Below are 25,185 nucleotides of genomic sequence, written 5' to 3'. Positions count from 1 at the left end.
AGGACAGTTATTTCAGGCCATCGCGGGGCTCGGCGTCATCGTCATCGTCTTCTGGCAGGTGCACGTCGGTGACTTCAATGTTTACCTCGATGACTTCCAGACCGGTGGCGCGTTCAACCTGGGCGATGATATTCGAACGGATCTCGTTGGAGACCTCAACGATCGAGAACCCGTAGGAAACTACGATCGACACGTCGATGGCGGTCTGCTGCTCGCCCTTTTCGACGCTCACGCCTCCGGCCGCGTTGGCTTGGGCACCGGGGATGCGTTCGGCCAGCGAGTTGAAGGTCCGGCGGGCGGCGTTGCCCATGGCGTATACGCCGGAAACTTCGCGGGTGGCGATGCTGGCAATCTTCTGGACCACACGGTCTTCGATGGTCGTCTTGCCCAGTTCGGTGTGCAGCGGACCGCGCAGCTCTTCGTGGACCGGCGTGTCATTTGCGGCCTTTGCCTTGGCCTGGCGTTCCAGCTCTTCGCCGGTTGGCTTGATGATTGGCCCTTGTGAATCGCGTTGCACCATGATGGTCTCCTCATTCATTGAACGGATATTTTTGTGCCTTACACTCATACAGACGAGAGCTACAGATTAATCCTCACACATTATGAGTGTGATATAGATCACTTAAGGAGGGGTGCTTGGAACCGACCCGGTTGACCGTGCTTGTTGGTCGTTCAATGGAGGGGGACCCCGAGGCCTTCGGCGAACTCGTCACCGCGCTGACACCCGGCCTGCGCCAATACTGCAAGACTTTTTTCAGCAGCTGGCACGATGCGGAGGATGCCACCCAGGATGCCTGGATCCGCGCGTGGCAGTCATTGGGCTCGCTGCGCGAACGTGCCGCGTTCAAGACTTGGCTCTACCGCATGGCACGAAATATTTGCCTTGATCGCATCCGCCAGCGTGCCAATGACCAGCAAACCGTGGATGATGAAGTGCTAGAGCAAACCCCAGTCCCTGACCGTGAATTGCCAGAAAACGTCGCCGTGCAACGCGGCGAAATTGCCGATGCCTGGCAGATCATCAACGGATTGCCTTCGGCGCTTCGCCAGGCGTTCGTACTGGTCGCGCTCCAAGGCATGAGCTATAAGGAAGCGGCCCTGGTGACCAACGTTTCAGAATCAACTGTGCGAGGGCGACTCGCACGGGCACGCAATGCAATCAGCGAGGCGGTGTCATGAAAACCCTTCCCTGCGGACGTACTACCGAAGACGTTTTGCTGAACCTGGATGAACCTGCAGATCTGCACGAATTGCAGTGCCGGTGGTGCCACGCCGAACGGCAGCGGCTCAAGGACCAGAACGGATTCATCACCCAACTGCTGCACAGCTCGACCCCGGAGCACCAGCCTGAAGCATTCTCGCAGCGAATATTGGGCAAAATAGCCGAGCACTCGCCATTCCAGCGGATGTGGGATGTGCAAGATGCGGGCACGGGACTGGCCAAACGCGTATCGTCCCTGGAATTAATCAAGGCGATTCGAGCGGCATTTTCCGAGTCGCCGACATCGCAATTGAACTACACGGAGATCAAGGCGACCGACACGCAGATTCCCCACCTTAACTGGAGGGTGCAATGCCATGTCAGCATGGCTGGGGATAGTTCGGTTCAGGTTATCGAGCAGCAAGTCCTTGACTATGTTCGCTGTGCCATCAGCCCGTTGATCAGCTGGAGGGAACTGGTAGTTAATCTGGTCATTGAAGACCTGCACGGAGAAGCCATCGAGTCCATCACGCTTCGGGGCGAAAACTAGCTACGGCTTCCTTGCTCCCCTGTTCCATCGCTCCGCGGGCTTTCTCGACGCAGCACTGGCGAACAAGCAAGCACCACAAGTCCCGCAATCGGGAACACCATCAGTGCGCAACCCGAAGTTCTCGGCAAGGAAACCCACTAGCGGCGGGGAGAACAAGAAGCCCAATCGCATGAGCCAGGAGACGATGCTCAGCCCAGTTCCCGGAGGCAGGCCGGGCAGCTTGTCGGCCTGGTCCATCACCGCCGGGACCAGGGTGGCCGAGCCGAATCCAGCCGCCGCAAATCCCAGCAGCGTGCCCGGAACCGTGGGGAAGAACAACGCCAGACCCATACCGATTGCTATCAGCGCTCCCCCGAACTGGGCCATGCCGCGCTGGCCAAAGCGGTTGACCATGCCATCGCCGAGAATTCGGCCAATGAACTGGGCCCCGACCAGAGCGATGAACCCGCTGGCCGCCAGCGCCGCTGGCGCCCCCAGCTGGCCAAGATACAGCGTGGACCACGAATTCCCGGCGTCTTCAACCATCACGCCGGCTACGGAGATCAAGACCAGGGCGCTCATCATCAGCAGCAGCCGTCCGCGGGATCCTGCGGGGGCCGCGGCCTGGGCGGTTCCGGGTGCAGGTGGCGCAACAGGTTCTATGACCGCCAGTTCGGCGGATCGAGGCAGGCAGAATTTCAGGGCAGTCAGTGCCACCGCGGCGAAGAGCACCATCGATATGCCCAAATGCACTGGCAATGCCAAGTTCATCTGGATCGCTCCGGCGGCCATCAAACCGCCGATCACCGCTCCGACAGACCACAACGCGTGGAAGGAATTCAGTATCGAACGCCCATAGCGCCGTTGCACCACCAGCCCGTGCGCGTTCTGCCCGACATCCGTAATCGAATCCATGGCGCCGCCCAGGGCAAAAGCCAGCACGACCAAGACCACGCCCGGCGCGCTGCCGGCGGCCAGCAAGGCCGCACCGGTAACTATCGTGCCCACGACGGCAACCTGCGCGGAACCAAAACGGCGCACCAGCGCACCTGCAGCCAACCCTGCAAGGATTGCCCCAACAGGCCATGCGGTGACCAGCAAGCCGTAGCCGGCGGTGTCCAATTCCAGTTCCCGCTTCAGCTCGGGAAGGCGTGGGGCCATATTGGCAAAGAGTGCTCCGTTAGTGAGGAACAGGGCCGCGACTGCAGCGCGGGCGCGGGAGTTGACGCTGGATTCGCTGGCTGCCATGGGGCCTTTCACTGCACGTGCATGCGGGTTCTTCACGGGGAATGCTTCACTAGCATCCAGCGTCGAGAGTACCAGTGCACCTGCTGGCAAATCCCGAAACCGTGCCGAAAGGCCCGTCAATGGTTGTTTTGCGTCTGACCAGCTGCATCAGGATAGCGGCGAGCTGGCCATCCGCCGGTATTCGCGTTTCGGCTGCAACCTTGGAAGCCCAGCTGGTCCAGCAGCTGGATCGCCCCGTTCGCCAGATGCCCTGTTGCCGCGGAGCCTGCGCTCAGCGTGTCCATAGGCATTGTCAATATCGTAGTAACAACCTCAGTGAGGGTGCGAGTGATGATCGCAGAAGTTCCCGCCGGTTCCACCGGCGGGAACTTCTGGTTAATTCGCAACCGGAAAATCGGAGCTAGCCATCGAGCCAGCGCACTTCTCCGCTGTCCAGGTCGTAGACAGCTGCCACCACCCGGGTCCGCTTTTCTTGCACTGCCTCGCGAATGATGGCAGATCGCTCCAGTAGCTGCTCGGTGACGGCACGGGCATTGGCCTGCACCACCTGGTCCACCTCTTCGCTACCCGAACCTTCAACTTTTGCCTTGCGGGCAACAGGAGCAATCTGTTCAGCGAAGTCGGCCATCTCGCCGGGCAATTGCGGATTCTTGGCATCTTCTTCCATTGCCTTCAAGGTGCCCGCCACCGCGCCACAGGCCGTATGGCCGAGGATCACCAGCAACGGGACCGAATAGGGACTGGAAACAGCGAATTCCATGCTGCCAACCAAGGTGTCATCGAGCACTCCGCCGGCGGTCCGGGTGACGAACAAGTCTCCGATCCCCTGGTCGAACAGGAGCTCGGGGGTCACGCGGGAATCCACGCAGCCGTGGATCAGGGCGAAGGGGTTCTGGTGCTCGGCCTGCTCGCTGCGCCGTTCAGTTGCTTGATTGGGGCGTTCTGGCATGCCGTCGGCGTAGCGCTGGTTCCCGGCGCGCAGTACCTGCAGCACTTCATCGGGGGTCTGCGGGGGTCCGGCGAGGTTTGCCCTGTCCGCGTCCGGGGCCTGCGGTGATGCGCAGGCTGCCAGTCCGGCCAGAGCAATGAGCCCGGAGGCGCCGGCGAGCAGGCCGCGGCGCGACGGTCCGGCTGGGGTTGGGTTTTGGCGGTTGAGGAAACGTGGTTCAGGTTGCGGCATCATGCCTTCCAGTGGCGTCTGATCAGCTGCCCAGCAGAATTAACTAGAGCTTGACAGTAAATAACATCAAGCAGTCTAGTGTTTTGCATTTGATTCATAAATAGAAAACGTCATATTTCGGCCCCTTTCAACATGAGCGTCGCATGAGGTGCGGATGGCAGCGCCACTCGGTGTCCCCGCCTGCAGAAGATAGTGATTGACACCACACTTTTTCTTCGGTTGGATGGAAACTGTCAATCGATTGATTGGCTCTTGAGTCACAGGGTGGTGTCCATGGAACTGGGAAAGGTCCAGCAAGCAGCCGTAGCCTGCTTTGCCCAGCGCGGTTTCGCCGCCACCGGCATCCGCGAACTAGGCAGCGCCGTAGGACTGAACTCGGCGACCCTCTACCATTACGTCGGCGGCAAGGAAGACTTGCTGGTGGGCATCATGAACGACTGCCTGGCCGCCATGATCTCCGGCGCCGAGCAGGCGCTGGCCGGCAGCAAGGACCCGGTACGCCAGCTCGCGTTGCTCGTGGCCTTCCACGTGGGGTTCACCGCCACCAATCCCAGCACCGCACGTGTGACCGAATACGAGATGCGCGCGCTATCGGCCAAGGCCCGCGAGCAGATGCAGGAACTGCGCGACGCCTACGAGCAGCTCTTCGCCGACGCGCTTCAGGCCGGCGAGCGCCAAGGCAGCTTCAGCACCGTGGACCTGGGCATCGCCCGCTTGGCACTGATGGAAATGGGGACCGGTGTCTCGCACTGGTACCGCAAGGACGGCCGGCTCACGCTGGCCCAAGTGCAGTTGAACTTCATTTCCCTGGCCATGCGCATCCTCGCGGTGCCCGACGAATTCCCGCTGCCTGCGCAGCAGCTGCCCGTACCCCGGGTGATCGCCAGCGAACCGACCAGCAAGGACTGACTTCGTGAAGACCCTCTCCTCCCACTTGAACCCCGAGCAGTTCGAGCGCAACGCCGCCGACCAGGCACCGCTGCTGGCCGAACTGCACGAACGGCTCGAACGCGCTGCGCGCGGCGGCTCCGAGAAGTCCCGGCAGCGCCATGTGGATCGCGGCAAGCTGCTGCCCCGCGAACGCGTAGACGCGCTGCTGGACGACGGCTCGCCCTTCCTGGAGATCGCACCGCTGGCCGCCGAGGACATGTATGACGGCGCCAGCCCCGGCGCCGGAATGATCGCCGGCATCGGCCTGGTGCACGGCCGCCACGTGCTGGTCATCGCCAACGACGCCACCGTCAAGGGCGGCACCTACTTCCCGATGACGGTCAAGAAGCACCTGCGCGCCCAGGAAATCGCGCTGGAGAACGGCCTGCCCTGCATCTACCTGGTGGATTCGGGCGGGGCGTTCCTGCCCATGCAGGACGAGGTCTTCCCGGACCGCGAGCACTTCGGGCGCATCTTCTACAACCAGGCGCAGCTCTCCGCGAAGAAGATCCCGCAGCTGGCTGCGGTGCTCGGTTCCTGCACCGCCGGCGGCGCCTACGTTCCGGCAATGAGCGACGAGACGGTCATCGTGCGCAACCAGGGCACCATCTTCCTGGGCGGACCACCGCTGGTGAAGGCCGCCATCGGGGAGATCGTCACCGCCGAGGAGCTGGGCGGCGGCGACCTGCACGCCAAGACCTCGGGCGTGGTGGACCACCTGGCCGAGAACGACGATCACGCGCTGATGATCATCCGCGATATCGTCTCCACCCTGCCGGCCAACCCGGCCCCCGCGTGGACCATCGAGAGCCAGGTCGCCGAGCCACTCTACCCGGGCAGCGAACTGGCCGGGGTGGTGCCGGTGGATGTCAACGCGCCCTACGACGTGCACGAGGTCATCGCCCGCATCATCGATGCCAGCGAGTTCCACGAATTCAAGGCCGACTACGGCACCACCCTGGTCACCGGCTTCGCGCAGATCCACGGGCACCGGGTAGGCATCATCGCCAACAACGGCGTGCTGTTCTCCGAATCCGCGATGAAGGGCGCGCACTTCATCGAGCTGTGCGACCAGCGCGGCATCCCGCTGCTCTTCTTGCAGAACCTCGCCGGATTCATGGTGGGCCGCGACTACGAGGCGGACGGCATCGCCAAGCACGGGGCCAAGATGGTCACCGCCGTGGCCACCGCCCGGGTGCCCAAGCTGACGGTGGTCATCGGAGGCTCCTTCGGCGCCGGCAACTACTCGATGTGCGGCCGGGCCTACTCCCCGCGCTTCTTGTGGATGTGGCCGGCCGCGCGGATCTCGGTGATGGGCGGGGCCCAGGCCGCGTCGGTGCTCTCCACGGTCAAGCGCGACGGAATCGAGGCGGGCGGCGGCAACTGGAGCGCCGAGGAGGAGGAATCGTTCAAGGCCCCGATCCGCGAGCAGTACGAAACCCAGGGAAACCCCTACTATTCCACCGCCAGATTATGGGACGACGGCGTCATCGACCCGGCAGATACCCGCCGGGTGCTCGGCATGGCCCTGGATGTCTGCGCCCGCCAGCCGCTGCCGGAGACCAGCTTCGGCCTCTTCCGGATGTAGTACGAGGAAAACACCATGACTACGAAGCTCTTTGACACTGTCCTGATCGCCAACCGCGGAGAAATCGCGGTGCGCATCATCCGTACCCTGCGGGCGCTGGGCATCGAATCGGTCGCCGTCTACTCCGATGCCGATGCCGGGGCGCTGCATGTGTCCGAAGCCGATCGCGCGGTGCGCATCGGCGCGGCTGCGGCCAATGAAAGCTACCTGGATATCGACGCGGTGATCGCCGCTTGCCGGCACACCGGTGCCCAGGCGGTGCACCCGGGCTACGGGTTCCTCTCCGAGAACGTGGACTTCGCCCGGGCGCTGGAAGTTGCCGGCATCACCTTTATCGGCCCGCCGGTGAACTCCATCAATCTCATGGGCGACAAGATCCGCTCCAAGAACCATGTGCTCTCCCACCAGGTGCCGGTGGTTCCCGGCATCGCCGAACCTGGCCTGGGCGATCAGCAGCTGCTCGCCGCTGCCGCGGACGTCGGCTTCCCGCTGCTGATCAAGCCTTCGGCCGGCGGCGGCGGCAAGGGCATGTTCGCCGTGGAATCCGCCGCAGAACTGCCCGAAGCGCTGGCCAGCGCCCGGCGTACCGCACGCAATGCCTTCGGCGATGACACCCTGTTCCTCGAACGCCTGGTGCGCAATCCGCGCCATATCGAGGTGCAGATCCTGGCCGATGCGCACGGGAACACCGTGCACCTGGGCGAACGCGAATGCTCCTTGCAGCGCCGCCACCAGAAGGTCATCGAGGAAGCCCCGGCTCCGCTGTTCGAGAACCTGGAGCACGGCGCGGCGATCCGCGAGCGCATTGGCGCCGCCGCGGTGGCCGCTGCGCAATCGGTGGGCTACGTCGGCGCCGGAACCGTCGAGTTCCTGGTGAGCGACCAGAACCCCGACGAATTCTTCTTCATGGAAATGAACACCCGCTTGCAGGTGGAGCACCCGGTCACAGAGGAAGTCGTGCGGGTGAACGGGGACAAGCTGGATCTGGTGCAGTGGCAGGTGCGCATCGCGGCCGGACACGCACTGGACTTCACCCAGGACCAGGTGGTGCTGGAAGGCCATGCCATCGAGGCCCGGCTCTACGCCGAAGACCCGTCCTCCGGCTTCCTGCCCTCGGTGGGCACCGTGCTGCACGTGCGCGAGCCGGAGAATGTCCGGGTGGATTCCTCGCTGCGCGACGGCCTGGAGATCAGCGCCCACTACGATCCGATGCTTTCCAAGCTCATCGTCTGGGGCCCGGATCGCACCGAGGCGCTGGCCCGCTTGGATAAGGCACTGGCCGGCACCGTGGTGCTGGGCGTGCTGACCAACAGCGAATACCTGCGGCTGCTGCTGGCCGACGAGGATGTGGCCGCCGGGGCCCTGGACACCAACCTGATCGAGCGGAAGATGGGCCAGTTCGCCTTCCGCCAGGTCGGGGCCCGCGAACTGGCACTGGCAGCGCATCTGGAGGATCGGCGCATTCCAGCCGCGAATACTCCGTGGGGCCTGCGCGACGGCTGGCGGTCCCAGCATCGCCGGGCCAGCATCGGGCACTTCGACGCCGAGGCCGCCGAGGGCAGGACCGCATTGCTCAGGGATCCCGATTCGAGCCGGGTGCGCGTGGGCGCCGAAGAATTCACCGTGCGGCAGGAACCGGATGGAACCCTGTCCGTCAACGGCCAGCGCACAGCACTACAGCACGCCTTCGCCGCCGATGGCACGCTGTGGCTGTGCGAGGAAGGCTGGACCGCGGCGGTGCGCAAGCTGCCCCGCGAAGAAGTCCTCGAACGCCAGCTGGCCACCATCGCCAAGCAATCCGGGACCTTCTCCCCGCATGTCCTCTCGCCCATGCCCGGCACCGTGATCAACGTGCAGGCGGCCGATGGCGATGCGGTCGCCGAAGGCCAGCTGCTGCTGAGCATCGAAGCGATGAAGATGGAGCACCAGCTCTTCTCCCCCGCGGACGGCATCGTGCGCATGACCGGGTTGAAGACCGGGGATCTGGTCAAGGCCAAGCAGGTCGTGGCCACCGTGGAAGCAGCGCAGCCAACCGAAGCACAGCATCAGGAGCAGGACGCATGAGCGAGCAAACCCACAAACGTGTCGAGCAGCGCGGCCTCTACTTCGATGAGCTGCAGCTGGGGGCCACCTACGTGCACAAGCCCGGGCGCACCCTGACCGAAGCGGATAACGTCGCGTTCACGACGATGACCATGAACAACCAGGGACTGCACCTGGACGCGGCATGGGCATCCACCCAGCCCTTCGGCAAGCCGCTGGTCAACTCCCTGCTGACTCTGAGCACCATGATTGGGCAGTCGGTGGGCCAGCTGACCGAGGGCACCATCGTGGGGCAGCTGGGCATCAATGACGTGCGCTTCCCGCACCCGATGTTCCACGGCGATACCCTCTACACCGAAACCGAGATCACCGCACTGCGCGAATCGAAGTCCCGCCCCGGGCAGGGCCTGGCGTCCATGACGCACACCGGCCGCAACCAGCACGGCAACATCGTGGCCACCGCCACCCGCACCTGCCTGATGTGGACCCAGCAGGCGCACTTGGATTCGCTGGAACCCAAGGGGGAAAGCTCCAATGGCTAGCTTCCTGATGGGTCCTTCCCTGCTGTTCTGCCCGGCCGACCGGCCCGAGCGCTACGCCAAGGCGGCACAGCGTGCCGATGCGGTCATCATCGATCTGGAAGACGCTGTGGCTGCCGGGAACAAGGACGCGGCCCGCCGCGCCTTGCTGGATACGCCGCTGGATCCCGCGCGGGTCATCGTGCGCGTGAACCCGGTCGATAGCGAGCACTTCGCCAAGGACCTGGCAGCGCTGGGGCAAACGGCCTACCGCACCGTGATGCTGCCCAAGTGCGAATCGGCGGCGCAGCCGGCCGCGCTGGCAGGCTACGACCTGCTGGCACTGTGCGAAACCGCCAAGGGCATCACCAATGCCTCGGACATTGCCGGGGCGCAGAATGTCGTCGCGCTGATGTGGGGCGCGGAAGACCTGATCGCCTCGCTCGGCGGCACATCCTCGCGCGGCCACGATGGCAGCTACCGCGAGGTGGCACGGTTCGCGCGGTCGCAGGTGCTGCTGCATGCGGTGGCCAACGGCAAGGCCGCAATTGATTCCGTGTACCTCGATATTCCAGATCTCAAAGGCCTGGGCGAGGAGTCCCGCGATGCCAAGGCCTCGGGATTCGCCGCAAAGGCCTCGATCCACCCGAACCAGATGCCGGTCATTCGCGAGGCGTTCGCACCGACCGAAGCAGAACGGGAACGTGCCCGGCGGATCCTCGACGCCGCGGAGGCGAATCCCGGAGTTTTCGCTTTCGAAGGGCAGATGGTCGATGAGCCGCTGCTGCGCCAGGCCCGGGCCACCTTGGGCAGATAAGCTGTTTACCGCCATGGGCTACAGTGTGTAGCAATGACCGCCGACAGCTGGCCAACGGAGGTTCAAATGCCTGTCGTGAAGAAACCCGGAGCCGATACCCTGGTGTATTTCTGGTTTGCGGTGGGGTTGGCCGTGCTCGGCATGGTCATCCAGCAAATCGGCGCCGTCATGATGCTCAACGGCTCGCTGGAGCTGAACGTCCTTGAAGTGACCACGCTTCACCTGGTCGCCTGGGGCTGCTACACCGGAGCCCTCATCTTCACCATCGTGGTCATGCACAAGGCCATTGCCATGCTGATTTACCTCGTGCACCACCGTCGTCCGCTGCCGCCACGCAGGATGCCGGTCATCCGCGATGCCCCGGTGACGGCCCAAACCGCCGAGGCAGCCGCAACAGGCCAAGTCTCCGCTGCCCCATCGGCCATGGCCGATCCGCTGGACCAGGACGAACCGCCTTCCGGGGCCAAGCTAAAAACCTTTCCGCGGCAGGCGCTGGGTGCGCCGGCCCCGCAGGACCGGCACCCTCGCAGCCGGCGCCAGAACCCCAGCAACGGCAACGACCCCGCATAGCGAATAAGCAGAGCCGATCAGGCGCAAAAACTGAGTCTGCCGCGCTTCGCCATGCACAGCTAATCCCGGCGAGGCAAGGCGCTCCACCTGTTTCGGACATCAATATATGTTCTTCGCACGTCACGAACTCCAATGCCTGTTAGCGCCGGTGAAATGCTTAAAGCAACACCCAGAAGGAGCATGCGATTGAACTCCCCGAAGCCATTGCGGATCCATCGAGCCTGGCTGGTCGCCATCGTGACCACGCTGGCGCTAGTCGCCACGGCGGCGTTCCGCTCGACCACCGGCGCGTTCTTTGAACCACTTGAATCCGAATTCGGCTGGCTCCGCTCCCAGTTATCGACCGCGGTGACCATCAACCTGGTGGTCTACGGCCTGGCAGCTCCTTTCGCCGCGACTTTGCTGGAACGGTATTCCATGCGCAAGGTGGCTGCCATCGCTCTGGCATTGGTGGCCTCCGGAGCCGGATTGTCCGTGTTCATCAGCCAGATCTGGCAGTTGTGGGCGCTCTGGGGTGTGCTGGTTGGACTGGGCACCGGGGCGATGGCGTTGGTTTTCGGTTCTGTGGTTGCCAACCGCTGGTTCTGCGAACGGCGCGGCCTGGTGATGGGCATCTTCTCTGGCGCGAATGCCGCCGGCCAGCTGGTGTTCCTGCCAAGCATTGTGCTGATCATCGAGCAGTACTCATGGAGGGCCGCGGCTCTGGTTGTTGCGGTCTTCGCGGTGCTGATCATCCCGTTGCTGCGCTGGCCCTTCGCCAATTCCCCTGCCGAAGCCGGTGTACTGCCTTACGGCGGGGCCGGAGCTGCAGCCGCGCCGGCATCCGGAACGCAGCAGGGTTCGATGGCTGCCGCGACTCTCAAGGCCCTGTTCGCGGCCTCACGCTACCCGGCATTCTGGGTCTTGGCGATGACCTTCTGGATCTGCGGATGGTCTACCAACGGGCTGGTGCAGACGCACTTCATCCCTGCGGCGCACGACCATGGCATGCCGGCAACGACCGCTTCCGGGTTGCTGGCGCTGGTTGGCATTTTCGATATCCTCGGCACGGTGTTCTCCGGGTGGCTGACCGACCGTGTACGCCCGTGGCTGCTGCTTGCGGTGTACTACGCGTTGCGCGGACTGTCCCTGATGTTCCTGCACTCGCTGATGGGTCCAACCGTCGAGCCGCTGATGTGGATCTTCATTGTCTTCTACGGTTTGGACTGGGTGGCCACCGTGCCTCCTACCGTGGTGCTCTGCCGCCAGTACTTCGGTCCGGTTAGAGCCACCGTGGTCTTCGGCTGGGTCTTCGCCTTCCACATGATCGGCGCCGGCGCCGGCTCGCTGACCGCAGGGCTGTCGCGGGAAACCACCGGCAGCTACCTGGCCGCGTGGATTACCGCTGCGGTGCTGTGCCTTGCGGCAGCCGTCAGCCTGCTGTTCTTGCCGCGCATGCGCAAAGCCTACGAGCATCCTCAGCTCGAGAAAGTTGGGGTGTAGCCCGAATCAGCACCAGCAGCTCTCACGGCTTAACGGAAAACCTCGCAGAACAGATCATTGCTGATCGCTCTGCGAGGTTTTGCTTTTCGTGCTTAGACGAGCGCTACGTCCTTGGAAGGAACGTGGAGCTCCTTGTTGCCGTAGTGCACCGAGAAGAACCAGCCGATACCGGTCACGATATGGATCAGGGACAGGCCCACAGCGGTAGCGGCATCTGCTGCGTTCATGATCGGGAAAACGATCGAGACTACCGCGATGAGCAAGCCAGCCCACTGCGCGATCTTGCAAATGCCCTTGTTTGCCCGTCCGATCAGGAAGACCACCAGGCCGAAGAACAGAATCGGGATCAACGTGAACTGCAACAGGTGGTCAAAGGCGACAACATCAGTTGAATTAGGACCAATCCGGCGGGATGCCCCAGCGGCGCCAGACAGGAAGAAAATGATGACATTCAGGTAGCTGGTACCCAGCGCACCGATAATCACCTGAATGAAATTGAATGGGCTATTGGGTTGTCCCTGAGACGTCATGGCACTCCTAGAATTGTTGATAGTTCGCAACTATTCTATTCCCGAGTGCCTGTGCCACGGCTCTCAGGAGCCCGTGAGAACCGCGACACTTAGCAGGGCTATAGGTTTTCCAGGGCCGCGATCTCGTTGAACTTCCTATTCGAGTAGTTCACCGCGATATACCAAGACGCTGCAACAACCAGGTGCATAATCGCCAGGGTCAGCGCGGTCCCCCAGTCCTCGGCGAAGAACCACTGCACCACCGCTGAGGTCAAGACGGCGGCAACGCCGACCCACTGGGCGATGCGGCAGAAGCCCGGCTTGGCCCGGCCGATCAAGAAGGTCAGGAAGCCGAGAATGAGAATGGGCAGGGCAGTGAATCGCACGATGTGGATGAAATCCAGGTTCCGGAATAAGCCGCCGGAGTACTCCATGGATGCGCCGATAACCCTGGCAACAAAATAGGCCAAGGTGCTAAGCCCCATGGCTCCGAAAGCCGCAATAACCACCTGGGCGAAATTGAACGGCATCTTGAATCTAGCGTCAGCCTGCATCGCGAATCATCCCCTTTTACAGCGAATTCGAGCTGGACCGGTATTTTCACTGTACGCGCATTCCCGCCCGTTGGACCCCGAACTCCGGAACATTCAAGATCGGGCCCCGCATTAGCCGATGGCGGTTTCCGCTGGCCTCCCGCGCCATGGCCCGGACCGCGACAGGGTGACGCCCCTCGGCAACACAAGCCGTTGCAGCCGCGGGCACCCTTCGTCGCTTCACTTGGCCATTTTCCGGTCCACAACCGGAAAACCGGAGTAGACTGGAATTGGATCTAACTTCCGTAGAAATGCCGTCATCGGAAGCACTTCCTACCGGCGTAGAGCTTTTGTGCCCTCCTCATTGCCGAGGACGGCGTTCAGATTAACGCAGCAGTGTTGAACCGGGATCTTTATCGAGGCGGCTCGAATTAACTGCCCGCTTCCTTGCGCTTCTTCCATTTGCCCGATAAGGGTTGCCCGCCAGGAACGAATCACAGTTTTGCTCCAGCAGCCCACAGACCGGTTCGGTCCGCTAGTGGCGAATCATGCAACCAGCACAGCCGGACAACACCTTTGAAGCCGACAGTGCAAAACGGTAGTACGCGCACAACTGCCGCGGTCCCCGCGATGCCCAACTCAAGAAATGGTACGGCGTTTCCCGTGGAACCGGCCTTGAACTGCAGCACCGAGGGCAGAGCACGGCAATAAAAACGACTATGCAGCAACGGAGGGAATGTCATGAACAAGCCGAACAGCTGTCCGAGGTGCTACAGAAATACCTTGGTTGAAACAGAAACCCGTCGATTCGTCGATGATCAAAACCAGCTCAAGAGATGGGACAACGAAGGCGGCCACGAAGCTGGCCAGCGCCAGGACATGCTGGTAACGATGCGTGAAGTGCTCTGGACCTGCACCTCATGCGGATGGCGCAAGGTTGCCTACAGTTCGCAAGAACCACTACAGGGACCAGAGCGCCGCGTGGACATCTTGCCTGCTACGGGCCAAGCAACCCTACGGCAAGCCTAGCTGAGCTGGCGCCAGGCGCTGCTGCCCACGGCAGAGCACCCTGGTCGCCGGCATGGAACGGACATGGAAAGGAAAAGCCATGATGGACTTCTCCCGCACTCTTGGCAAGAAGCACCAGCCGCTGAAGATAGGCCCGGTGCTCATGAACTCTCTGCCGGGAACTTTGCTCAGCGACAAGGCGCCCGGCGCGTACCGGGTTGCCGCCGTTTTCAACCGCCAGCCCGCAGCCGAGGAAACAGAGTTCTTGACCAGCGATTTCATGCGCGGCCAACTCGATGCCGCCGGCTACCCTGATGCCGTTCTGAGCGCAGCTAACCGAAGATTGGAAATTTCCAACACCTCCCTGGAACAACTGCGTGACGGATTGGCAGCATTAATTGCCCGGGAGCTGGCTCTCGCCGGAAAGAAGTTCGAGGCTGATAGGGACGAAAGAAATTCCCAGTTCCACAAGGATATCGATGCGGAGTCACAGCGTTATGCAGCGGTGCAAAAGCTCGCGGAATCGGTAGCATTCAGCTCCGCGGAGATTCTCGAGCTCCATGGGCCCTGACCCTTCGGTAAATCCGGGTCCCAGCACCGGTACAGCTAGAGCGCCTGGACTGGCTGCACCGGCCCGGGCATTCGCAATAGGGCCGGAACAGCACTCGCGCCGCGCCTGCAACTCCTCTGGCCGCTACTGCCGCAGCCTCGATAAACCTGCGCCTGGCGAGCACCCGGAACTAGGCGCCGAGCACAAGGATGATCGCGCAAGCGCCTAGAGCCAGCAGCACCGCTGTTGTCAGCAGCACGGCGAGAACATCCGCGCTGACGCGTTCAGCCTTCACGCCTTGCGCCATTTTCCGGTACCGGGCACGCTGCGAGAGCAGAATCCCGAATGCCATCGAGGAAGATATCGCAATCAGCAGGATCACGGCCAGGCCATAGTGCGGAAGCCAGCGCAGGAAGACCGCGGAAACCACGAGAAATGAAACCATTGTCCGGTTCCACGCGAAGACGGTGCGCTCTGGCTGCAACCCCGGGTCGCTGATCTCGATGGGCTCTTTCATCACGAGCTGAGGGACCAGAAAATCATGGCGATCGCTGCCAGTGAGGCCACCACGGCACCGAATGCCAGCAGCGGGACAATGGCGGGAATCGGCAACGGCCTGCCGGTGCGCATGCTGCGTTCCACGCGGACCCAGCGCACGGCTGCACCGGCGGCAATCAGGATGCCGACGCCGATCACCAGCACCGCCAGCCAGGTGCGAACTGGCGACGGGAAGGCCTCTGCGGCGAAGGCCTCCAGCGCTGTGCCGCCCGCGAGGAAGGCTAGCGAAGTTCGAATCCAGGCCAAGAAGGTGCGCTCGTTGGCCAGCGTGAAGCGCGGGTCAGGCTCACTGCCCCGTGGCAATATCCAGCGTGAAAGCCGGCTGCGATCTTGCTCGGACATGACCCTCCTTGGTTTGCGTCGATGCTATGAGCATACCCAACCCATTATCGGCTAAACCTATTTAGTTGGTTGATAAAAACAGTTTTACGAATGTGATCCAGTGCATAAGAATTGAATGCAGTACCTGAACGAACGAAAGGGCGCATTCCATGGCCTCCACCAATCTCAATCCCCGCGTCGTTACGCTGGGCACCGCCGGCGGACCACGCTGGTGGACCGGCGAGAACGCCGGCAAGCGCGCGGGAATTTCCACCGCCGTAGTCGTAGGCGAAAGCGTCTACCTGGTGGATGCCGGAACCGGCGTGGGCAACCAGCTGATGAAGGCCGGGTTCACCCCTGCGAACCTTCGCGGCATCTTCCTCACGCACTTGCACTCCGATCACACCATCGACCTGGCTTCGCTGGCCATCTTCGGAATGTTCACCCTGCCGGCCGGCAAGGCTCCGATTTCCATCATCGGCCCCGGCGACCGCGGCGCCCTGCCACCTGCCTCCCCGCGCGCAGTGACCGCCCCGCAGCCGGTCTTCGCGCAAAATCCGACCCCGGGCACTGCCTCGATGTTCGAGCATCTGATGCAGGCCTACGCCACGGACCTGAATGACCGCGTGATCGACGCCCTGCGCCCCTCCCCGCTGGACCACTTCATCGCCTCGGACATCGAGATTCCGGTGGGCACCGGGTACCACCCCAACGAGAACCCGACGCCGAAGGGCTTCGCGCCGTTCGAGATCTACCAAGACGAGCTGGTCACGGTGACCGCAACCCTGGTCAAGCACCCGCCGATCGCCCCGGCCTTCGCCTTCCGCTTCGATACCGCAGAAGGCTCGGTGACCATTTCCGGAGACACCGCGCCCTGCCAGAACCTGGTGGCCCTGGCGAAGGATACCGACCTGCTGCTTCATGAGGCCATCGATTTCGACTGGGTGCAACGCGCCTACGGTTCGGTTGGCACCTTGGAAGCCCAGGCTTCGATGGACCACCACCGCGCCTCGCACACCTCGCCGGAGCAGGCGATCGAGATCGCGCACCAGGCCGGGGCGCGCAGCCTGGCCCTGCACCATCTGGTCCCCGGAACTACGCCTTTGCAGGTCTGGGAAGCCCACGCCGCGAAATTCTCCGGCAACTACCTAGTGCCCAACGATCTGGACACGATATCCTTTTCCCGCGTCAACAGTGAAATGGCGGCAGTACGATGAGCAGCACCCTGAATAATGGCAACGGCGTGGAGGCACAGGCGTTGGTTCCCTCGCTGAAATCCCCGCAGATGCGCCGGATCCTGGCTTCCAGCTTCATCGGCAGCGCAATCGAATTCTACGATTTCATCCTCTACGCCACGGCGGCCTCGCTGGTCTTCAACAAGGTCTTCTTCGTGGGCCTGACCCCGGGTGTAGCCATCTTCGCTTCCTTTGCCACCTTGGCCGTGGGCTATCTGGCCCGCCCGCTGGGCGGCATCGTGTTCGGCCACTTCGGCGACAAGATCGGCCGCAAGGGCGTGCTGATCACCTCGATGGCGATGATGGGCGGTGCCTCGACACTGATCGGACTGCTTCCTCCCACCGCGCAGATCGGCATGCTGGCCCCGATCGCGCTGATCATCTTGCGCATCGTCCAGGGCCTGGCCGTGGGCGGCGAATGGGGCGGGGCCATGCTGATGGCGCTGGAGCACGCGCCGAAGGAGCGCCGCGGCTTCGCGGCGAGCTTCGCGAACATGGGCGGCCCGGCCGGCGCCGTGATGGCCACGTTGGCAGTCTCGGCCGTCTCGCTCATGCCCAATGAGCAGTTCCTGGCCTGGGGCTGGCGCATTCCGTTCCTGATCAGCATCGCGCTGGTGGGCATCGGGCTGGTCATCCGGCTGAAGGTCACCGAGTCCCCGCTGTTCCTCGCGTTGGAAAACAAGGCAGAAGAGCGCAAGACCCCCTTCATGGAGGTCATCACCAAGTACCCGAAGTCCGTCATCCGCGGAACCCTGGTGGGCATGAGCTCCTACACGGTGCAGGGCCTGATGACCGTCTGGGCCATCTCCTACGTGGTCGAGGAAGTCGGCATGGACCGCACTGCGGTGCTGAACATCAAGGCCATTGGCGCCGCGTTGACCGTGGTGGGCATCTGGGTTTCATCGCGCTATTCAGACAAGCTGGGCCGCCGCCCGGTCATGATGGTCGGCATCCTCGCCGGCGCCGTGGCCGCCCTGCCGATCATGTGGATGCTGGAACTGGGCCAGCTGTGGCTCTTCGCCATCGCGCTGTTCGTGGCCAACGGCATCATCCAGGCCTTCATCTTCGGGCCGTTCGGCGCGTTCACCGCGGAGCTGTTCCCAACCCGCATCCGCTACACCGGCGCTTCGCTGGTCTACCAGCTCTCCTCCACCGTGGGCGCGGGTTTCACCCCGATGATCGTTGCAGGCCTGGTGCTGCTGGGCGGCGGATCGCTGTGGATCGCCGGAGCCGTTTGGGCCGCCGCGTTCATCGTCGCCGCCCTGGCCATGCGCGGCATCAAGGAAGGCCGCGACGCCGACCTCGAGGCCGAGGAAATGAGCCACTAGCCTCCCGACTGGCGAAAGCGCGGGGCCGGTTGGAACCTACGGGTTCTAACCGGCCTTGCGCTCTTTCTCGGCTCCGGCTTCCTCGCAGAAATCCAAGAACGCGCGCAGCCGCAAGCTAGGGCGGTCCGAAGCGGTGTAGGCCACGCAGATATCGCTCACGCCAACCTCGCCCTCGATCTCCAATACCGACAGCGGCAAGCCGTCGTAGCTCAGGTTGACCGGCGGGCGCTGCACCAGAACGGTATAGCCCAAACCCCGAGCCACCATCCCGCGCACCGCCTCGAAGCTCTGCGAACTCCACCGCACCTTGGGGTCCAAGCCCGACATGCGAAGATTCACCAGCTGGTTATCGCGCACCGTGGGGATGTCCAGGGAGACGAAGTCGTCGTCGGCCAGTTCGCTCAAGGCGACGGAGGTGCGATCGGCCAGCCGGTGATTGCCTCCCACCAGCACATAGGGCCGGCCCGACATCACCGTACGCGAAGAGACCTGCGGCAGCAGGTGGCGGGTATGGGTGAGCACCGCATCCAGGTGGCCCTTGAGCATGCGCTCCTGCAGGTCGGCCCCGTCCCCCTCCACGAGGGTGACCTGCAAATCCGGGTGCACATTGGTGAAGCGTTCGCAGATCACCGGGATCCAGAAAGCGGCCAGCGAGGAATAGCAGCCGATCACCAAAGGGCCGGAGAGCTTGGTCTGGCGTTCGACAATCTGGTCCTGCACTTCTTCGGCATGGCGCACCAGGGCCCGCGAGTCCAGCAGGAAGTCCGTGCCGACAGCCGTGAGCACCACGCCGCGGGCACGTCTGCGCACCAGCACCTGCGAGCCGACGGCGCGTTCCAGCTCGTCCATGGACTGGGACATGGCTGCCTGGGAAATATGGCACTGCTTCGCTGCGGCGGAGATGGAGCCGAGTTCAGCGACGGCGACGAAGTACTGCAGCTGGCGCAGGGTGTAGTTGATCACCCGCCCAGTCTAGCCAGCGGGCAGCGGACCGCTGCCAACTAGAAAATGTTATGAGACGAATAATCTATTATTCCTTGACTACTTCATTGCCTCCGCGGATGATGGCATCAGCTTGCCGATGAAATAACCCGTCTACAGGAGACAGATGAAGCCAGTAATGAAGACCGGAATGCATGCAGTGGCGCTTGGAACTGCTGGCGGCCCGCTATTGAGGCCGGATCCAGGAACCGGTCACCGTCGCGGAATTTCTACCGCGATCGTTGTGGACGGCCACGCTTACTTGGTGGATTGCGGCCATGGCGTCGGTTTGGGCCTGGCTGAGATCGGGATTCACCCCACTGCCCTGCGCGGAATTTTCATTACCCATCAGCATTCAGACCACGTCATTGACCTGAATTCTGTCATGGTCCTGGGCGGCCTTGCGTTCCGCGGCACCGAGGGTCGGCAGGTTCCTGTTTTCGGACCGAGTGATCGAGGAGTGCTGCCCTCGATGCAGACAGCGGCCGAGGAGCCGGAAGCCATATTTCCGCAGTCGCCCACACCCGGGACCAACGCCATGGTCAACTTGCTGCTGCGCGCCCATGCGACAGATCTCAACGATCGCCGACGGGATTCGGCGGCACCTGATATTTCGGATATTTTCCATGGCGTAGATATCGAGATTCCTGCCGGCACAGGCTTCCACCCCAACCACAATAATCACCCGGACATGGAGCCTTTTGAAATATACGCTGATCGGCATGTAAAAATTAGCGCTATCCTGGTCCAGCACCAACCTATCGCTCCGGCATTCGCATTCCGCTTTGATTCGAGATATGGATCGGTCGTGGTTTCCGGCGATACAGCGCCAAGCGCAAATCTTGCGCGCCTGTCCCAAGGCTGCGACTTGCTGTTCCATGAAGCTATTGATCTGGAGGCCATCGCTCGTAGCTACCCGCATGCTTCATCCTCCGAGCTGGAAGCGAGCATGGGACATCATCGGCGCGCGCACACCACCGCAGAAGATGCAGGACGAATCGCCCAGCGGGCTGGAGCACGGAACTTGGCGCTGCATCATTTGGTTCCCGCTGGATCTGGAATGGAAGTTTGGCAGCGGGCTTCGAAACAGTTCTCTGGCGGCCTCTTCGTACCCCGCGACTTGGATATCTTCCATATCGCAAGTGGCACGGTTACCCAGGTGCGCTAGGGCCAAGGCCGGCAGCTATCCGTCAGGCGGCTGGAACCATGGTCGATCAATTGCCCCGGGCCGACGACCACGGGCCCAGCATCGGCAAAGAATGCTGGACCCGCAAGACCATGGAATCTACTTTGATGCACCAATCGCCCACACGCGCGGAAGCTCGGTGCCATTAACCGCCAGGTCGCCAATCAACCGCGCCTTGAACACCCAGGGGTTGTGGTTGCCGGCGGTACGGGCATTGCGCCAGTGCCGGTCCAGGTTCTTGGTAACGCTCGTGGCGCTGGCGGCCAGCGCATCGAAAGCGTGGGTGATCGCGTTGAGGACCAATGGCGTGAGCACCACCTGCGCCTGGGCGCTGGCCAGCTCTGCCGCATCGTTGGCTGCTTCGTCCTCTTCCCCGGTCACCTCGCCGGTGTGCAGCGCCTGCGCAGTTTCATAGGCTCCCTGCAATGCCGTCGACACTCGTTCCACCGTTGCCGCGGCAGCGAAGGCCGCCGCGGAGACCTCGCCGATCACCTGCAGCAGCTGCGGGTCTTCGGCCGCCAGATTGGCCGCGGCATGGCTGAAGGTCCGCTTGCGCGCCTTCAGCTCGGCGGCGAAGTCGCGCTCGGCTGCTTTGGCGGAGCCGGCCAGAACAGCGAGCAGCACCTGCTGGTAGAAAGCTGTCTGGTACTTGAAACGCGTATCGAAGTCGATGAGGTCTTCTTCGGCGACAATCGCATCGGTGAAGGTGGAGGTGCCGGTACCCGTGGTGCGCTGGCCGAAGCCATCCCAGTCATCGGCCAGCTCGACGCCGGGCTGGTGGCGGTTGACTGCGGCGATCACGCGCTTTCCGGTGTCGGTGCGCTCTGCGTAGGTATCGAGCCAGTCGGCGAAGATCGAGCCGGTGGAGTAGTACTTGGTGCCGTTGAGCTTGAATCTTCCCTCGCCGTCCGGGGTGACCTTGGTGATCACGTCCCCGACCTTGACGGTGCCGACCTCGGTCCAGGAGTTGCCCACCAATTCTCCCGCCACGAAGCGGGCCAGCCACTTGTCGCGCCCCGGACCGGGGGCCGCAACCAGACGGTCCTCGACGAAGGCGAAGTGCGCGCGCAGCGCTTGGGCAATATTGGAATCCGCCGCCGCGAGATCCACGAAGAGCTCGAAGAGTTCGGGCAGCGTAGCGCCGGCACCCCCGTGCGATTCCGGGACCCGAACCGCGCCAAAGCCAGCAGCGGCCAGGTCCGCGACCTGCTGGTAGGGCAATTCGCCGGTGCGGTCGCGTTCAGCTGCACCCTGCGCAATGCGCGCGAAGAGCGGTGCGAAGCGGTTTTTGAGGCCTGCGAGTCGATTGCCAGTTGCAAGTACAGTCATCGTTCAGTCCAATCCGGGAGAAGTTTTCTTAGGTGTACAGCGAGAGCGGCTGGGACTCTCCGCGCAGGAAGTAGGCGCCGACCTCGATCTTCTTGTAGTCCACTGGGTCGTGCAGCGAATGGGTGCGCACATTGCGCCAGTACAGGTCCAGACCCACCGAGTTCGCAGTCGAAGATGAACCGGTCACCTCGAAGATCCGGTTCGCCACCTCCACTCCCACCTCAGTGGAGACCACCTTGGCTTCAGCAATTTCCACGGCCAACGCCGCTCGTTCGGGCTGGGTGACTTCCCCGGCCTTCGAGAGCAGGGCATCGAATTTCCGGCCCAGCTTCTCGGTCAGCGCCGCCACTGCTGCGGTGCGGGCTTTGAGCTCTCCGACGGTGCGCTGGAAGATCGGGTCCTGCGAGTAGGTCTCTGCCTGCGAGAACAGCCAGGCGTTCTTGCGGCCCAGCAAGATCTGCTTGCCGCGCTCCAGTGCTCCCTGGGCGATGCCCAGGTAGAAGTTGGCGAAGGCCAACTGGATACCGGGGGTAAGCAGGGTGGAGACCGGTTCATCGGTGACGAATCCCAGCAAGTCCCCTGCTTCGAGCCGCACGTTGTGGAACTTCAAGGAATTCGACGCGCTCAGCCGCTGTCCCAGGTAGTCCCAGTCGTCAACGATTTCCAAGCCATCGATATCGCGTGGCAGAACCAACGCGAGAATCTGCCCGTCGTATTCTCCGCCCTGGACCAGCGCGTTGATGACGATGACCTCGCCAACACCGGAACCCGTGGAGAATCGCTTGGCTCCATTCAGTCGGTAGCCGTCCCCTTCGGCGCTCAGCGTCAAATCCGGATCAACTGGATTCACCGAATCGCCCCAGAGCCAGCCACCTTCCACGGTGCGCTGCCACCATGCCCCTTGCGCTTCTGCTGGGGCGTAGAACGCAATGCCGGACTGGTTGATGTAGTGGTAAGCCAGCAACTGCGAGATGGAGCCATCAGCTGCGGCCAGTATGCGGACCGCTTCGAAAGCCGTTTCCCAATGGGCTCCGGCTCCGCCGAATTCTGCAGGCACCAAGAGATTGAGCAACCCGGCTTCGCGCAGCAGCTGCACTTCGGCGAAAGGCTGGGCGTTCTTTCGGTCGCGTTCGAGCGCGTCAGCCGCCAGCTTGTCAGCTACTTGCTGGGCGACGTCGCGCCAATGAGCCAGTTCAGCTTCATCAGCAGTGCCGGTGTAGGGCACGCGCGGCAATTGGGTATCCAGTACAGTCATCTTCGTTCTCCTCTTGGGCTATGGATTCCGAAGGATGCAGAAAATCTGCGGATCCATCGAACCTGGCGTTAGCACTACCTGCGGAGTGCAGGCTTGCTGCGGCGTCTCGGAGCCAGGTCTCTCAGCCGCTCTGGATGGGTTGTGCTCCGAGTCAAGCATTGCTGGCAGGTCCTCGGGAAGGGCGCTGTCATGCGGAGGAACAGCAGGACAAAATACGTCATCTTCGCGCCTTCGCCCTGCCGGAAAACGGGCGGATAAGACGTCATATGACCTTCGCATGACGCAATTGGCATGCCGGAACTGGATCTCAAGAGCGTTCCCGCAGGCATCGATTGGGAACACAGCGTGGATCAGGGCACTTCCATGCGACCGCATAGAATGGCCATTCAAGATCAATCGGCAGAAGAGGCGGCAAGTGGATCCAGCAGGCGTGATTGCCTTCATGTTCGGGTTGCTGAGCATAACGCTGGTCGCAGCGTTCCTCGCCCCGATGGCACGGGACCGGAAGCTCGCTCGCAATGCGGCGATCGGCATCAAGACGCGCCACACCTTGGCCAGCGATGACGCCTGGTTCGCCGGGCATCAGCAGGCTGCGCCCCTGCTTGCCGCGGCTTCCTGGGCCGGTTGGGCGGCATTGGCCAGCGCAGCAGTTCTCTGCCTGCTGGGCCAATTCGGTTTCGCCTTCGCCGCGACCGGAACCGGCTACCTGGCCGCCATCGCGTTGCTGGTGATCTCGACTGCCACAGCGAATAAGGCCGCGCGGAGCTTCCCGGCGGCAGGCCTAGGCTAATCCAGTACTGCTTAAAGCAACGGATCGCGCCATCTGCTGATGGCGCGATCCGTTGCTTTCTTGGAAGGCGTGCTGCTAAAGCAGTACGGCTCCCAGGACCAGTACAGTCAGGAACCCCGCGGTGCCCTGGATGGCGGTAGCCACGCTCAGGGTCTTGTAGGCGGTGATCACCGGAATCCGGCTGAGCTGCGAGACGACCCAGAAGTAGGAGTCGTTGGCGTGCGAGACAACCATCGCACCGGCGCCTACTGCCAATACGGATAGCACCATGCCCAGCTCCGAACCCAAGCCCAGGGAGCCGAGCATCGGAGCGACCAGCGCGGAAGTGGTCACCATTGAGACGGTGGACGAGCCCTGGGCGGACTTCAGTGCAGCGGCGATCAGGAATGGCACAGCCAGGCCCAAGCCCAGTCCGCTGAGTGAATCCGAAAGAATCGTGGTCAGATCCGACGCGGCCAGGACCGCGCCGAAGCCGGCGCCGGCACCGGTGATCAGCAAGATCGGAGCAGCGGTGCGTACAGCTTCGTTCATCTGCTCATTGAAGACCGCCAGCTTGCTGCCACCGCTCAAAAGAAAAGTCGCGGAGATCAAGCCGAAGATCAGCGCAATAACCGGCGTCCCCAGGAAGGAAAGGATTTCCAGGGCAGCGCCTTCGCCCATCGGGTGCGAGGGCAGCTTCGCAATGGATGCGGCACAGATCAGCACCAGCGGAACCAGGATCGGCATGAAGGCCAGCGCCGGGCTGGGCAATTTTCCGAAGCTTGCACGCAGCTGCTCATAGTCGAGTTCGGAGATGTCATTGTGGTCGTCGCTTGGCAACGGGGTCCATTGGGACTTGTTGAAGCGGCTGGCGTAGGCCAAGCCGGCAAGTGCCGAGATGGCCGCAACGGGCAATCCGACAGCGATGATCAAGCCCAGGTTATCGGCAATGCCGATGCTTTCGGCTGCGGCCAGCGGGCCCGGAGTTGGAGGCACCATGGTGTGGGTCGCGTACAGGCCGGTCATCAGGGCGATGGAAGTTGCCAGCCCAGAGACCCCGGTACGCAGGGTGATGGCTTTGCGCAGCGAGTTGAGCACCACGTATCCCGAGTCGCAGAAGACCGGAATGGAAACGATGTAGCCGATAATCGATAGCGTCAGGTTGGGGAACCGGGTACCGAGGACCTTGATCAGCGCATCTGCCATGGAGATCGCGGCGCCGGATTTCTCCAGGATGACACCGATCATTGTTCCGAACAGGATCACCAGTCCGATATTTCCCATGGTGCTGCCGAAAGCCGTGGTGACCGTCGAAGCCACGTCGGCCAGCGGAATCCGGTAGGCGAAGGCCGCCAGGATAGCGGCGCCAACGAGGGCGAGAAATGGGCTGATCTTCAGGCGTCCTGTGACCATCACGATGGCCACAACAAGGATCAGCAGAACAAGCAGTTCGTACACGGCGGGTTGGCTCCTTTGCCAATATCGGTAGTTCTCTGCGTCCAGCCCGCAATGGCTCA

The 25,185-nt window shown here is 62.7% G+C and carries 26 protein-coding genes and 1 riboswitch; of the genes, 15 read left to right on the top strand and 11 right to left on the bottom strand.

All coding sequences use genetic code 11. The annotated features are described in order from the left end of the window. Positions 1-7: 7 nt before the first annotated feature. Positions 8-538 (bottom strand): Asp23/Gls24 family envelope stress response protein, encoded by a 531-nt coding sequence (locus ACFVHU_RS13935; protein WP_286134072.1) that lies wholly within the window; start codon positions 536-538, stop codon positions 8-10. A gap of 98 nt (positions 539-636) precedes the next feature. Between ACFVHU_RS13935 and ACFVHU_RS13930 the strand changes: the two genes are divergently transcribed. Continuing rightward, the gene (locus tag ACFVHU_RS13930) at positions 637-1,179 is read left to right on the top strand and encodes an RNA polymerase sigma factor (protein ID WP_133833920.1); all 543 of its coding nucleotides are present in this window, start codon (positions 637-639) and stop codon (positions 1,177-1,179) included. Beyond that, a complete protein-coding gene (locus ACFVHU_RS13925; protein WP_332488712.1) occupies positions 1,176-1,751 on the top strand; it encodes a hypothetical protein in 576 nt (191 codons plus the stop codon). The genes ACFVHU_RS13930 and ACFVHU_RS13925 overlap by 4 nt, the downstream gene beginning before the upstream one ends. Here the strand turns inward: ACFVHU_RS13925 and ACFVHU_RS13920 are convergent, their stop codons facing one another. Both ACFVHU_RS13920 and ACFVHU_RS13915 read right to left on the bottom strand, forming a co-directional pair. Beyond that, positions 1,752-3,014 (bottom strand): MFS transporter, encoded by a 1,263-nt coding sequence (locus tag ACFVHU_RS13920; protein WP_388024869.1) that lies wholly within the window; start codon positions 3,012-3,014, stop codon positions 1,752-1,754. A gap of 364 nt (positions 3,015-3,378) precedes the next feature. Then, complete coding sequence (locus tag ACFVHU_RS13915; RefSeq protein ID WP_359195219.1) at positions 3,379-4,161, bottom strand: carbonic anhydrase; 783 nt, start codon at positions 4,159-4,161, stop codon at positions 3,379-3,381. Positions 4,162-4,431: 270 nt separating this feature from the next. Here ACFVHU_RS13915 and ACFVHU_RS13910 point away from each other — a divergent pair, with 270 nt between their 5' ends. The 7 genes from ACFVHU_RS13910 (at position 4,432) to ACFVHU_RS13880 (ending at position 12,106) form a co-directional block, all read left to right on the top strand. Next, positions 4,432-5,067, top strand: coding sequence for a TetR/AcrR family transcriptional regulator (locus ACFVHU_RS13910; protein WP_105656422.1), 636 nt, complete (start codon positions 4,432-4,434; stop codon positions 5,065-5,067). 4 nt (positions 5,068-5,071) lie between these two features. Further along, a complete protein-coding gene (locus tag ACFVHU_RS13905) occupies positions 5,072-6,676 on the top strand; it encodes a carboxyl transferase domain-containing protein (protein WP_388024868.1) in 1,605 nt (534 codons plus the stop codon). A gap of 15 nt (positions 6,677-6,691) precedes the next feature. Beyond that, on the top strand, positions 6,692-8,740 hold the full coding sequence (locus ACFVHU_RS13900; RefSeq protein ID WP_388024866.1) for a biotin carboxylase N-terminal domain-containing protein: 2,049 nt from the start codon (positions 6,692-6,694) through the stop codon (positions 8,738-8,740). Next, positions 8,737-9,261 carry a MaoC family dehydratase gene (locus tag ACFVHU_RS13895; protein ID WP_388024865.1) on the top strand — a complete coding sequence of 175 codons (525 nt, stop codon included), beginning with the start codon at positions 8,737-8,739 and terminating at the stop codon, positions 9,259-9,261. Before ACFVHU_RS13900 ends, ACFVHU_RS13895 begins: the two co-directional genes overlap by 4 nt. Continuing rightward, positions 9,254-10,054 carry an HpcH/HpaI aldolase/citrate lyase family protein gene (locus tag ACFVHU_RS13890; RefSeq protein WP_388024863.1) on the top strand — a complete coding sequence of 267 codons (801 nt, stop codon included), beginning with the start codon at positions 9,254-9,256 and terminating at the stop codon, positions 10,052-10,054. Before ACFVHU_RS13895 ends, ACFVHU_RS13890 begins: the two co-directional genes overlap by 8 nt. 66 nt (positions 10,055-10,120) lie before the next feature. After that, positions 10,121-10,624 (top strand): hypothetical protein, encoded by a 504-nt coding sequence (locus ACFVHU_RS13885; protein ID WP_388024862.1) that lies wholly within the window; start codon positions 10,121-10,123, stop codon positions 10,622-10,624. A gap of 180 nt (positions 10,625-10,804) precedes the next feature. After that, positions 10,805-12,106 (top strand): MFS transporter, encoded by a 1,302-nt coding sequence (locus tag ACFVHU_RS13880; RefSeq protein ID WP_133833913.1) that lies wholly within the window; start codon positions 10,805-10,807, stop codon positions 12,104-12,106. A 92-nt stretch (positions 12,107-12,198) separates the two neighbouring features. Here ACFVHU_RS13880 and ACFVHU_RS13875 read toward each other — a convergent pair whose 3' ends face one another. Together ACFVHU_RS13875 and ACFVHU_RS13870 are read right to left on the bottom strand one after the other, a co-directional pair. Beyond that, positions 12,199-12,636: a DUF6069 family protein gene (locus ACFVHU_RS13875; protein WP_105656428.1), complete on the bottom strand. Its 438-nt coding sequence runs from the start codon at positions 12,634-12,636 to the stop codon at positions 12,199-12,201. A 98-nt stretch (positions 12,637-12,734) separates the two neighbouring features. Next, positions 12,735-13,145: a DUF6069 family protein gene (locus ACFVHU_RS13870; protein ID WP_286134073.1), complete on the bottom strand. Its 411-nt coding sequence runs from the start codon at positions 13,143-13,145 to the stop codon at positions 12,735-12,737. 786 nt (positions 13,146-13,931) lie between these two features. Here ACFVHU_RS13870 and ACFVHU_RS13865 point away from each other — a divergent pair. Both ACFVHU_RS13865 and ACFVHU_RS13860 read left to right on the top strand, forming a co-directional pair. Next, on the top strand, positions 13,932-14,177 hold the full coding sequence (locus ACFVHU_RS13865) for a hypothetical protein (protein WP_105656430.1): 246 nt from the start codon (positions 13,932-13,934) through the stop codon (positions 14,175-14,177). Positions 14,178-14,256: 79 nt separating this feature from the next. Continuing rightward, on the top strand, positions 14,257-14,727 hold the full coding sequence (locus ACFVHU_RS13860; RefSeq protein WP_332727602.1) for a hypothetical protein: 471 nt from the start codon (positions 14,257-14,259) through the stop codon (positions 14,725-14,727). A gap of 169 nt (positions 14,728-14,896) precedes the next feature. On the opposite strand, the gene ACFVHU_RS13855 is transcribed toward ACFVHU_RS13860, so the two are convergent. Then, a complete protein-coding gene (locus ACFVHU_RS13855; RefSeq protein ID WP_105656432.1) occupies positions 14,897-15,223 on the bottom strand; it encodes a DUF202 domain-containing protein in 327 nt (108 codons plus the stop codon). Beyond that, positions 15,223-15,606, bottom strand: a complete 384-nt coding sequence (locus ACFVHU_RS13850) for a YidH family protein (protein ID WP_105656433.1) — start codon at positions 15,604-15,606, stop codon at positions 15,223-15,225. Before ACFVHU_RS13850 ends, ACFVHU_RS13855 begins: the two co-directional genes overlap by 1 nt. A gap of 149 nt (positions 15,607-15,755) precedes the next feature. Between ACFVHU_RS13850 and ACFVHU_RS13845 the strand changes: the two genes are divergently transcribed. Together ACFVHU_RS13845 and ACFVHU_RS13840 are read left to right on the top strand one after the other, a co-directional pair. Continuing rightward, positions 15,756-16,802, top strand: a complete 1,047-nt coding sequence (locus ACFVHU_RS13845; RefSeq protein ID WP_133833911.1) for an MBL fold metallo-hydrolase — start codon at positions 15,756-15,758, stop codon at positions 16,800-16,802. Next, positions 16,799-18,148: an MFS transporter gene (locus tag ACFVHU_RS13840; protein ID WP_105662301.1), complete on the top strand. Its 1,350-nt coding sequence runs from the start codon at positions 16,799-16,801 to the stop codon at positions 18,146-18,148. Before ACFVHU_RS13845 ends, ACFVHU_RS13840 begins: the two co-directional genes overlap by 4 nt. Positions 18,149-18,193: 45 nt before the next feature. On the opposite strand, the gene ACFVHU_RS13835 is transcribed toward ACFVHU_RS13840, so the two are convergent. Further along, positions 18,194-19,111: a LysR substrate-binding domain-containing protein gene (locus ACFVHU_RS13835; protein WP_388024858.1), complete on the bottom strand. Its 918-nt coding sequence runs from the start codon at positions 19,109-19,111 to the stop codon at positions 18,194-18,196. Between the two features lie 145 nt (positions 19,112-19,256). On the opposite strand from ACFVHU_RS13835, the gene ACFVHU_RS13830 reads away from it, so the two are divergent. Further along, positions 19,257-20,297 carry an MBL fold metallo-hydrolase gene (locus ACFVHU_RS13830; protein ID WP_388024856.1) on the top strand — a complete coding sequence of 347 codons (1,041 nt, stop codon included), beginning with the start codon at positions 19,257-19,259 and terminating at the stop codon, positions 20,295-20,297. Between the two features lie 117 nt (positions 20,298-20,414). On the opposite strand, the gene ACFVHU_RS13825 is transcribed toward ACFVHU_RS13830, so the two are convergent. Both ACFVHU_RS13825 and ACFVHU_RS13820 read right to left on the bottom strand, forming a co-directional pair. After that, a complete protein-coding gene (locus tag ACFVHU_RS13825) occupies positions 20,415-21,644 on the bottom strand; it encodes an acyl-CoA dehydrogenase family protein (protein ID WP_388024854.1) in 1,230 nt (409 codons plus the stop codon). 28 nt (positions 21,645-21,672) lie between these two features. Next, positions 21,673-22,899 (bottom strand): acyl-CoA dehydrogenase family protein, encoded by a 1,227-nt coding sequence (locus tag ACFVHU_RS13820; protein WP_388024852.1) that lies wholly within the window; start codon positions 22,897-22,899, stop codon positions 21,673-21,675. A gap of 50 nt (positions 22,900-22,949) precedes the next feature. Further along, positions 22,950-23,040: riboswitch (SAM riboswitch) on the bottom strand. Between the two features lie 274 nt (positions 23,041-23,314). Between ACFVHU_RS13820 and ACFVHU_RS13815 the strand changes: the two genes are divergently transcribed. Beyond that, positions 23,315-23,689, top strand: coding sequence for an SdpI family protein (locus tag ACFVHU_RS13815; protein WP_181148779.1), 375 nt, complete (start codon positions 23,315-23,317; stop codon positions 23,687-23,689). A gap of 75 nt (positions 23,690-23,764) precedes the next feature. On the opposite strand, the gene ACFVHU_RS13810 is transcribed toward ACFVHU_RS13815, so the two are convergent. Further along, the gene (locus tag ACFVHU_RS13810; RefSeq protein ID WP_388024850.1) at positions 23,765-25,126 is read right to left on the bottom strand and encodes a GntP family permease; all 1,362 of its coding nucleotides are present in this window, start codon (positions 25,124-25,126) and stop codon (positions 23,765-23,767) included. Positions 25,127-25,185 lie beyond the last annotated feature (59 nt).

This window comes from Glutamicibacter sp. NPDC127525 (genome assembly GCF_042672105.1).
Taxonomy (GTDB): domain Bacteria; phylum Actinomycetota; class Actinomycetes; order Actinomycetales; family Micrococcaceae; genus Glutamicibacter.
The sequence above is the reverse complement of the archived record's forward strand: the minus strand, read 5'-3'. Positions and strand labels throughout refer to the sequence as shown.

What these genes read in the sequence shown, in the direction of transcription:
- ACFVHU_RS13855 (WP_105656432.1), bottom strand. Translation starts at nt 15,223, where the DNA reads ATGAAAGAGCCCATCGAGATCAGCGACCCGGGGTTGCAGCCAGAGCGC.
- ACFVHU_RS13840 (WP_105662301.1), top strand. Translation starts at nt 16,799, where the DNA reads ATGAGCAGCACCCTGAATAATGGCAACGGCGTGGAGGCACAGGCGTTG.
- ACFVHU_RS13885 (WP_388024862.1), top strand. Translation starts at nt 10,121, where the DNA reads ATGCCTGTCGTGAAGAAACCCGGAGCCGATACCCTGGTGTATTTCTGG.
- ACFVHU_RS13900 (WP_388024866.1), top strand. Translation starts at nt 6,692, where the DNA reads ATGACTACGAAGCTCTTTGACACTGTCCTGATCGCCAACCGCGGAGAA.
- ACFVHU_RS13915 (WP_359195219.1), bottom strand. Translation starts at nt 4,161, where the DNA reads ATGATGCCGCAACCTGAACCACGTTTCCTCAACCGCCAAAACCCAACC.
- ACFVHU_RS13860 (WP_332727602.1), top strand. Translation starts at nt 14,257, where the DNA reads ATGATGGACTTCTCCCGCACTCTTGGCAAGAAGCACCAGCCGCTGAAG.
- ACFVHU_RS13925 (WP_332488712.1), top strand. Translation starts at nt 1,176, where the DNA reads ATGAAAACCCTTCCCTGCGGACGTACTACCGAAGACGTTTTGCTGAAC.
- ACFVHU_RS13830 (WP_388024856.1), top strand. Translation starts at nt 19,257, where the DNA reads ATGAAGCCAGTAATGAAGACCGGAATGCATGCAGTGGCGCTTGGAACT.
- ACFVHU_RS13890 (WP_388024863.1), top strand. Translation starts at nt 9,254, where the DNA reads ATGGCTAGCTTCCTGATGGGTCCTTCCCTGCTGTTCTGCCCGGCCGAC.
- ACFVHU_RS13845 (WP_133833911.1), top strand. Translation starts at nt 15,756, where the DNA reads ATGGCCTCCACCAATCTCAATCCCCGCGTCGTTACGCTGGGCACCGCC.
- ACFVHU_RS13935 (WP_286134072.1), bottom strand. Translation starts at nt 538, where the DNA reads ATGAATGAGGAGACCATCATGGTGCAACGCGATTCACAAGGGCCAATC.
- ACFVHU_RS13910 (WP_105656422.1), top strand. Translation starts at nt 4,432, where the DNA reads ATGGAACTGGGAAAGGTCCAGCAAGCAGCCGTAGCCTGCTTTGCCCAG.
- ACFVHU_RS13880 (WP_133833913.1), top strand. Translation starts at nt 10,805, where the DNA reads ATGCGATTGAACTCCCCGAAGCCATTGCGGATCCATCGAGCCTGGCTG.
- ACFVHU_RS13825 (WP_388024854.1), bottom strand. Translation starts at nt 21,644, where the DNA reads ATGACTGTACTTGCAACTGGCAATCGACTCGCAGGCCTCAAAAACCGC.
- ACFVHU_RS13875 (WP_105656428.1), bottom strand. Translation starts at nt 12,636, where the DNA reads ATGACGTCTCAGGGACAACCCAATAGCCCATTCAATTTCATTCAGGTG.
- ACFVHU_RS13820 (WP_388024852.1), bottom strand. Translation starts at nt 22,899, where the DNA reads ATGACTGTACTGGATACCCAATTGCCGCGCGTGCCCTACACCGGCACT.
- ACFVHU_RS13870 (WP_286134073.1), bottom strand. Translation starts at nt 13,145, where the DNA reads ATGCCGTTCAATTTCGCCCAGGTGGTTATTGCGGCTTTCGGAGCCATG.
- ACFVHU_RS13850 (WP_105656433.1), bottom strand. Translation starts at nt 15,606, where the DNA reads ATGTCCGAGCAAGATCGCAGCCGGCTTTCACGCTGGATATTGCCACGG.
- ACFVHU_RS13895 (WP_388024865.1), top strand. Translation starts at nt 8,737, where the DNA reads ATGAGCGAGCAAACCCACAAACGTGTCGAGCAGCGCGGCCTCTACTTC.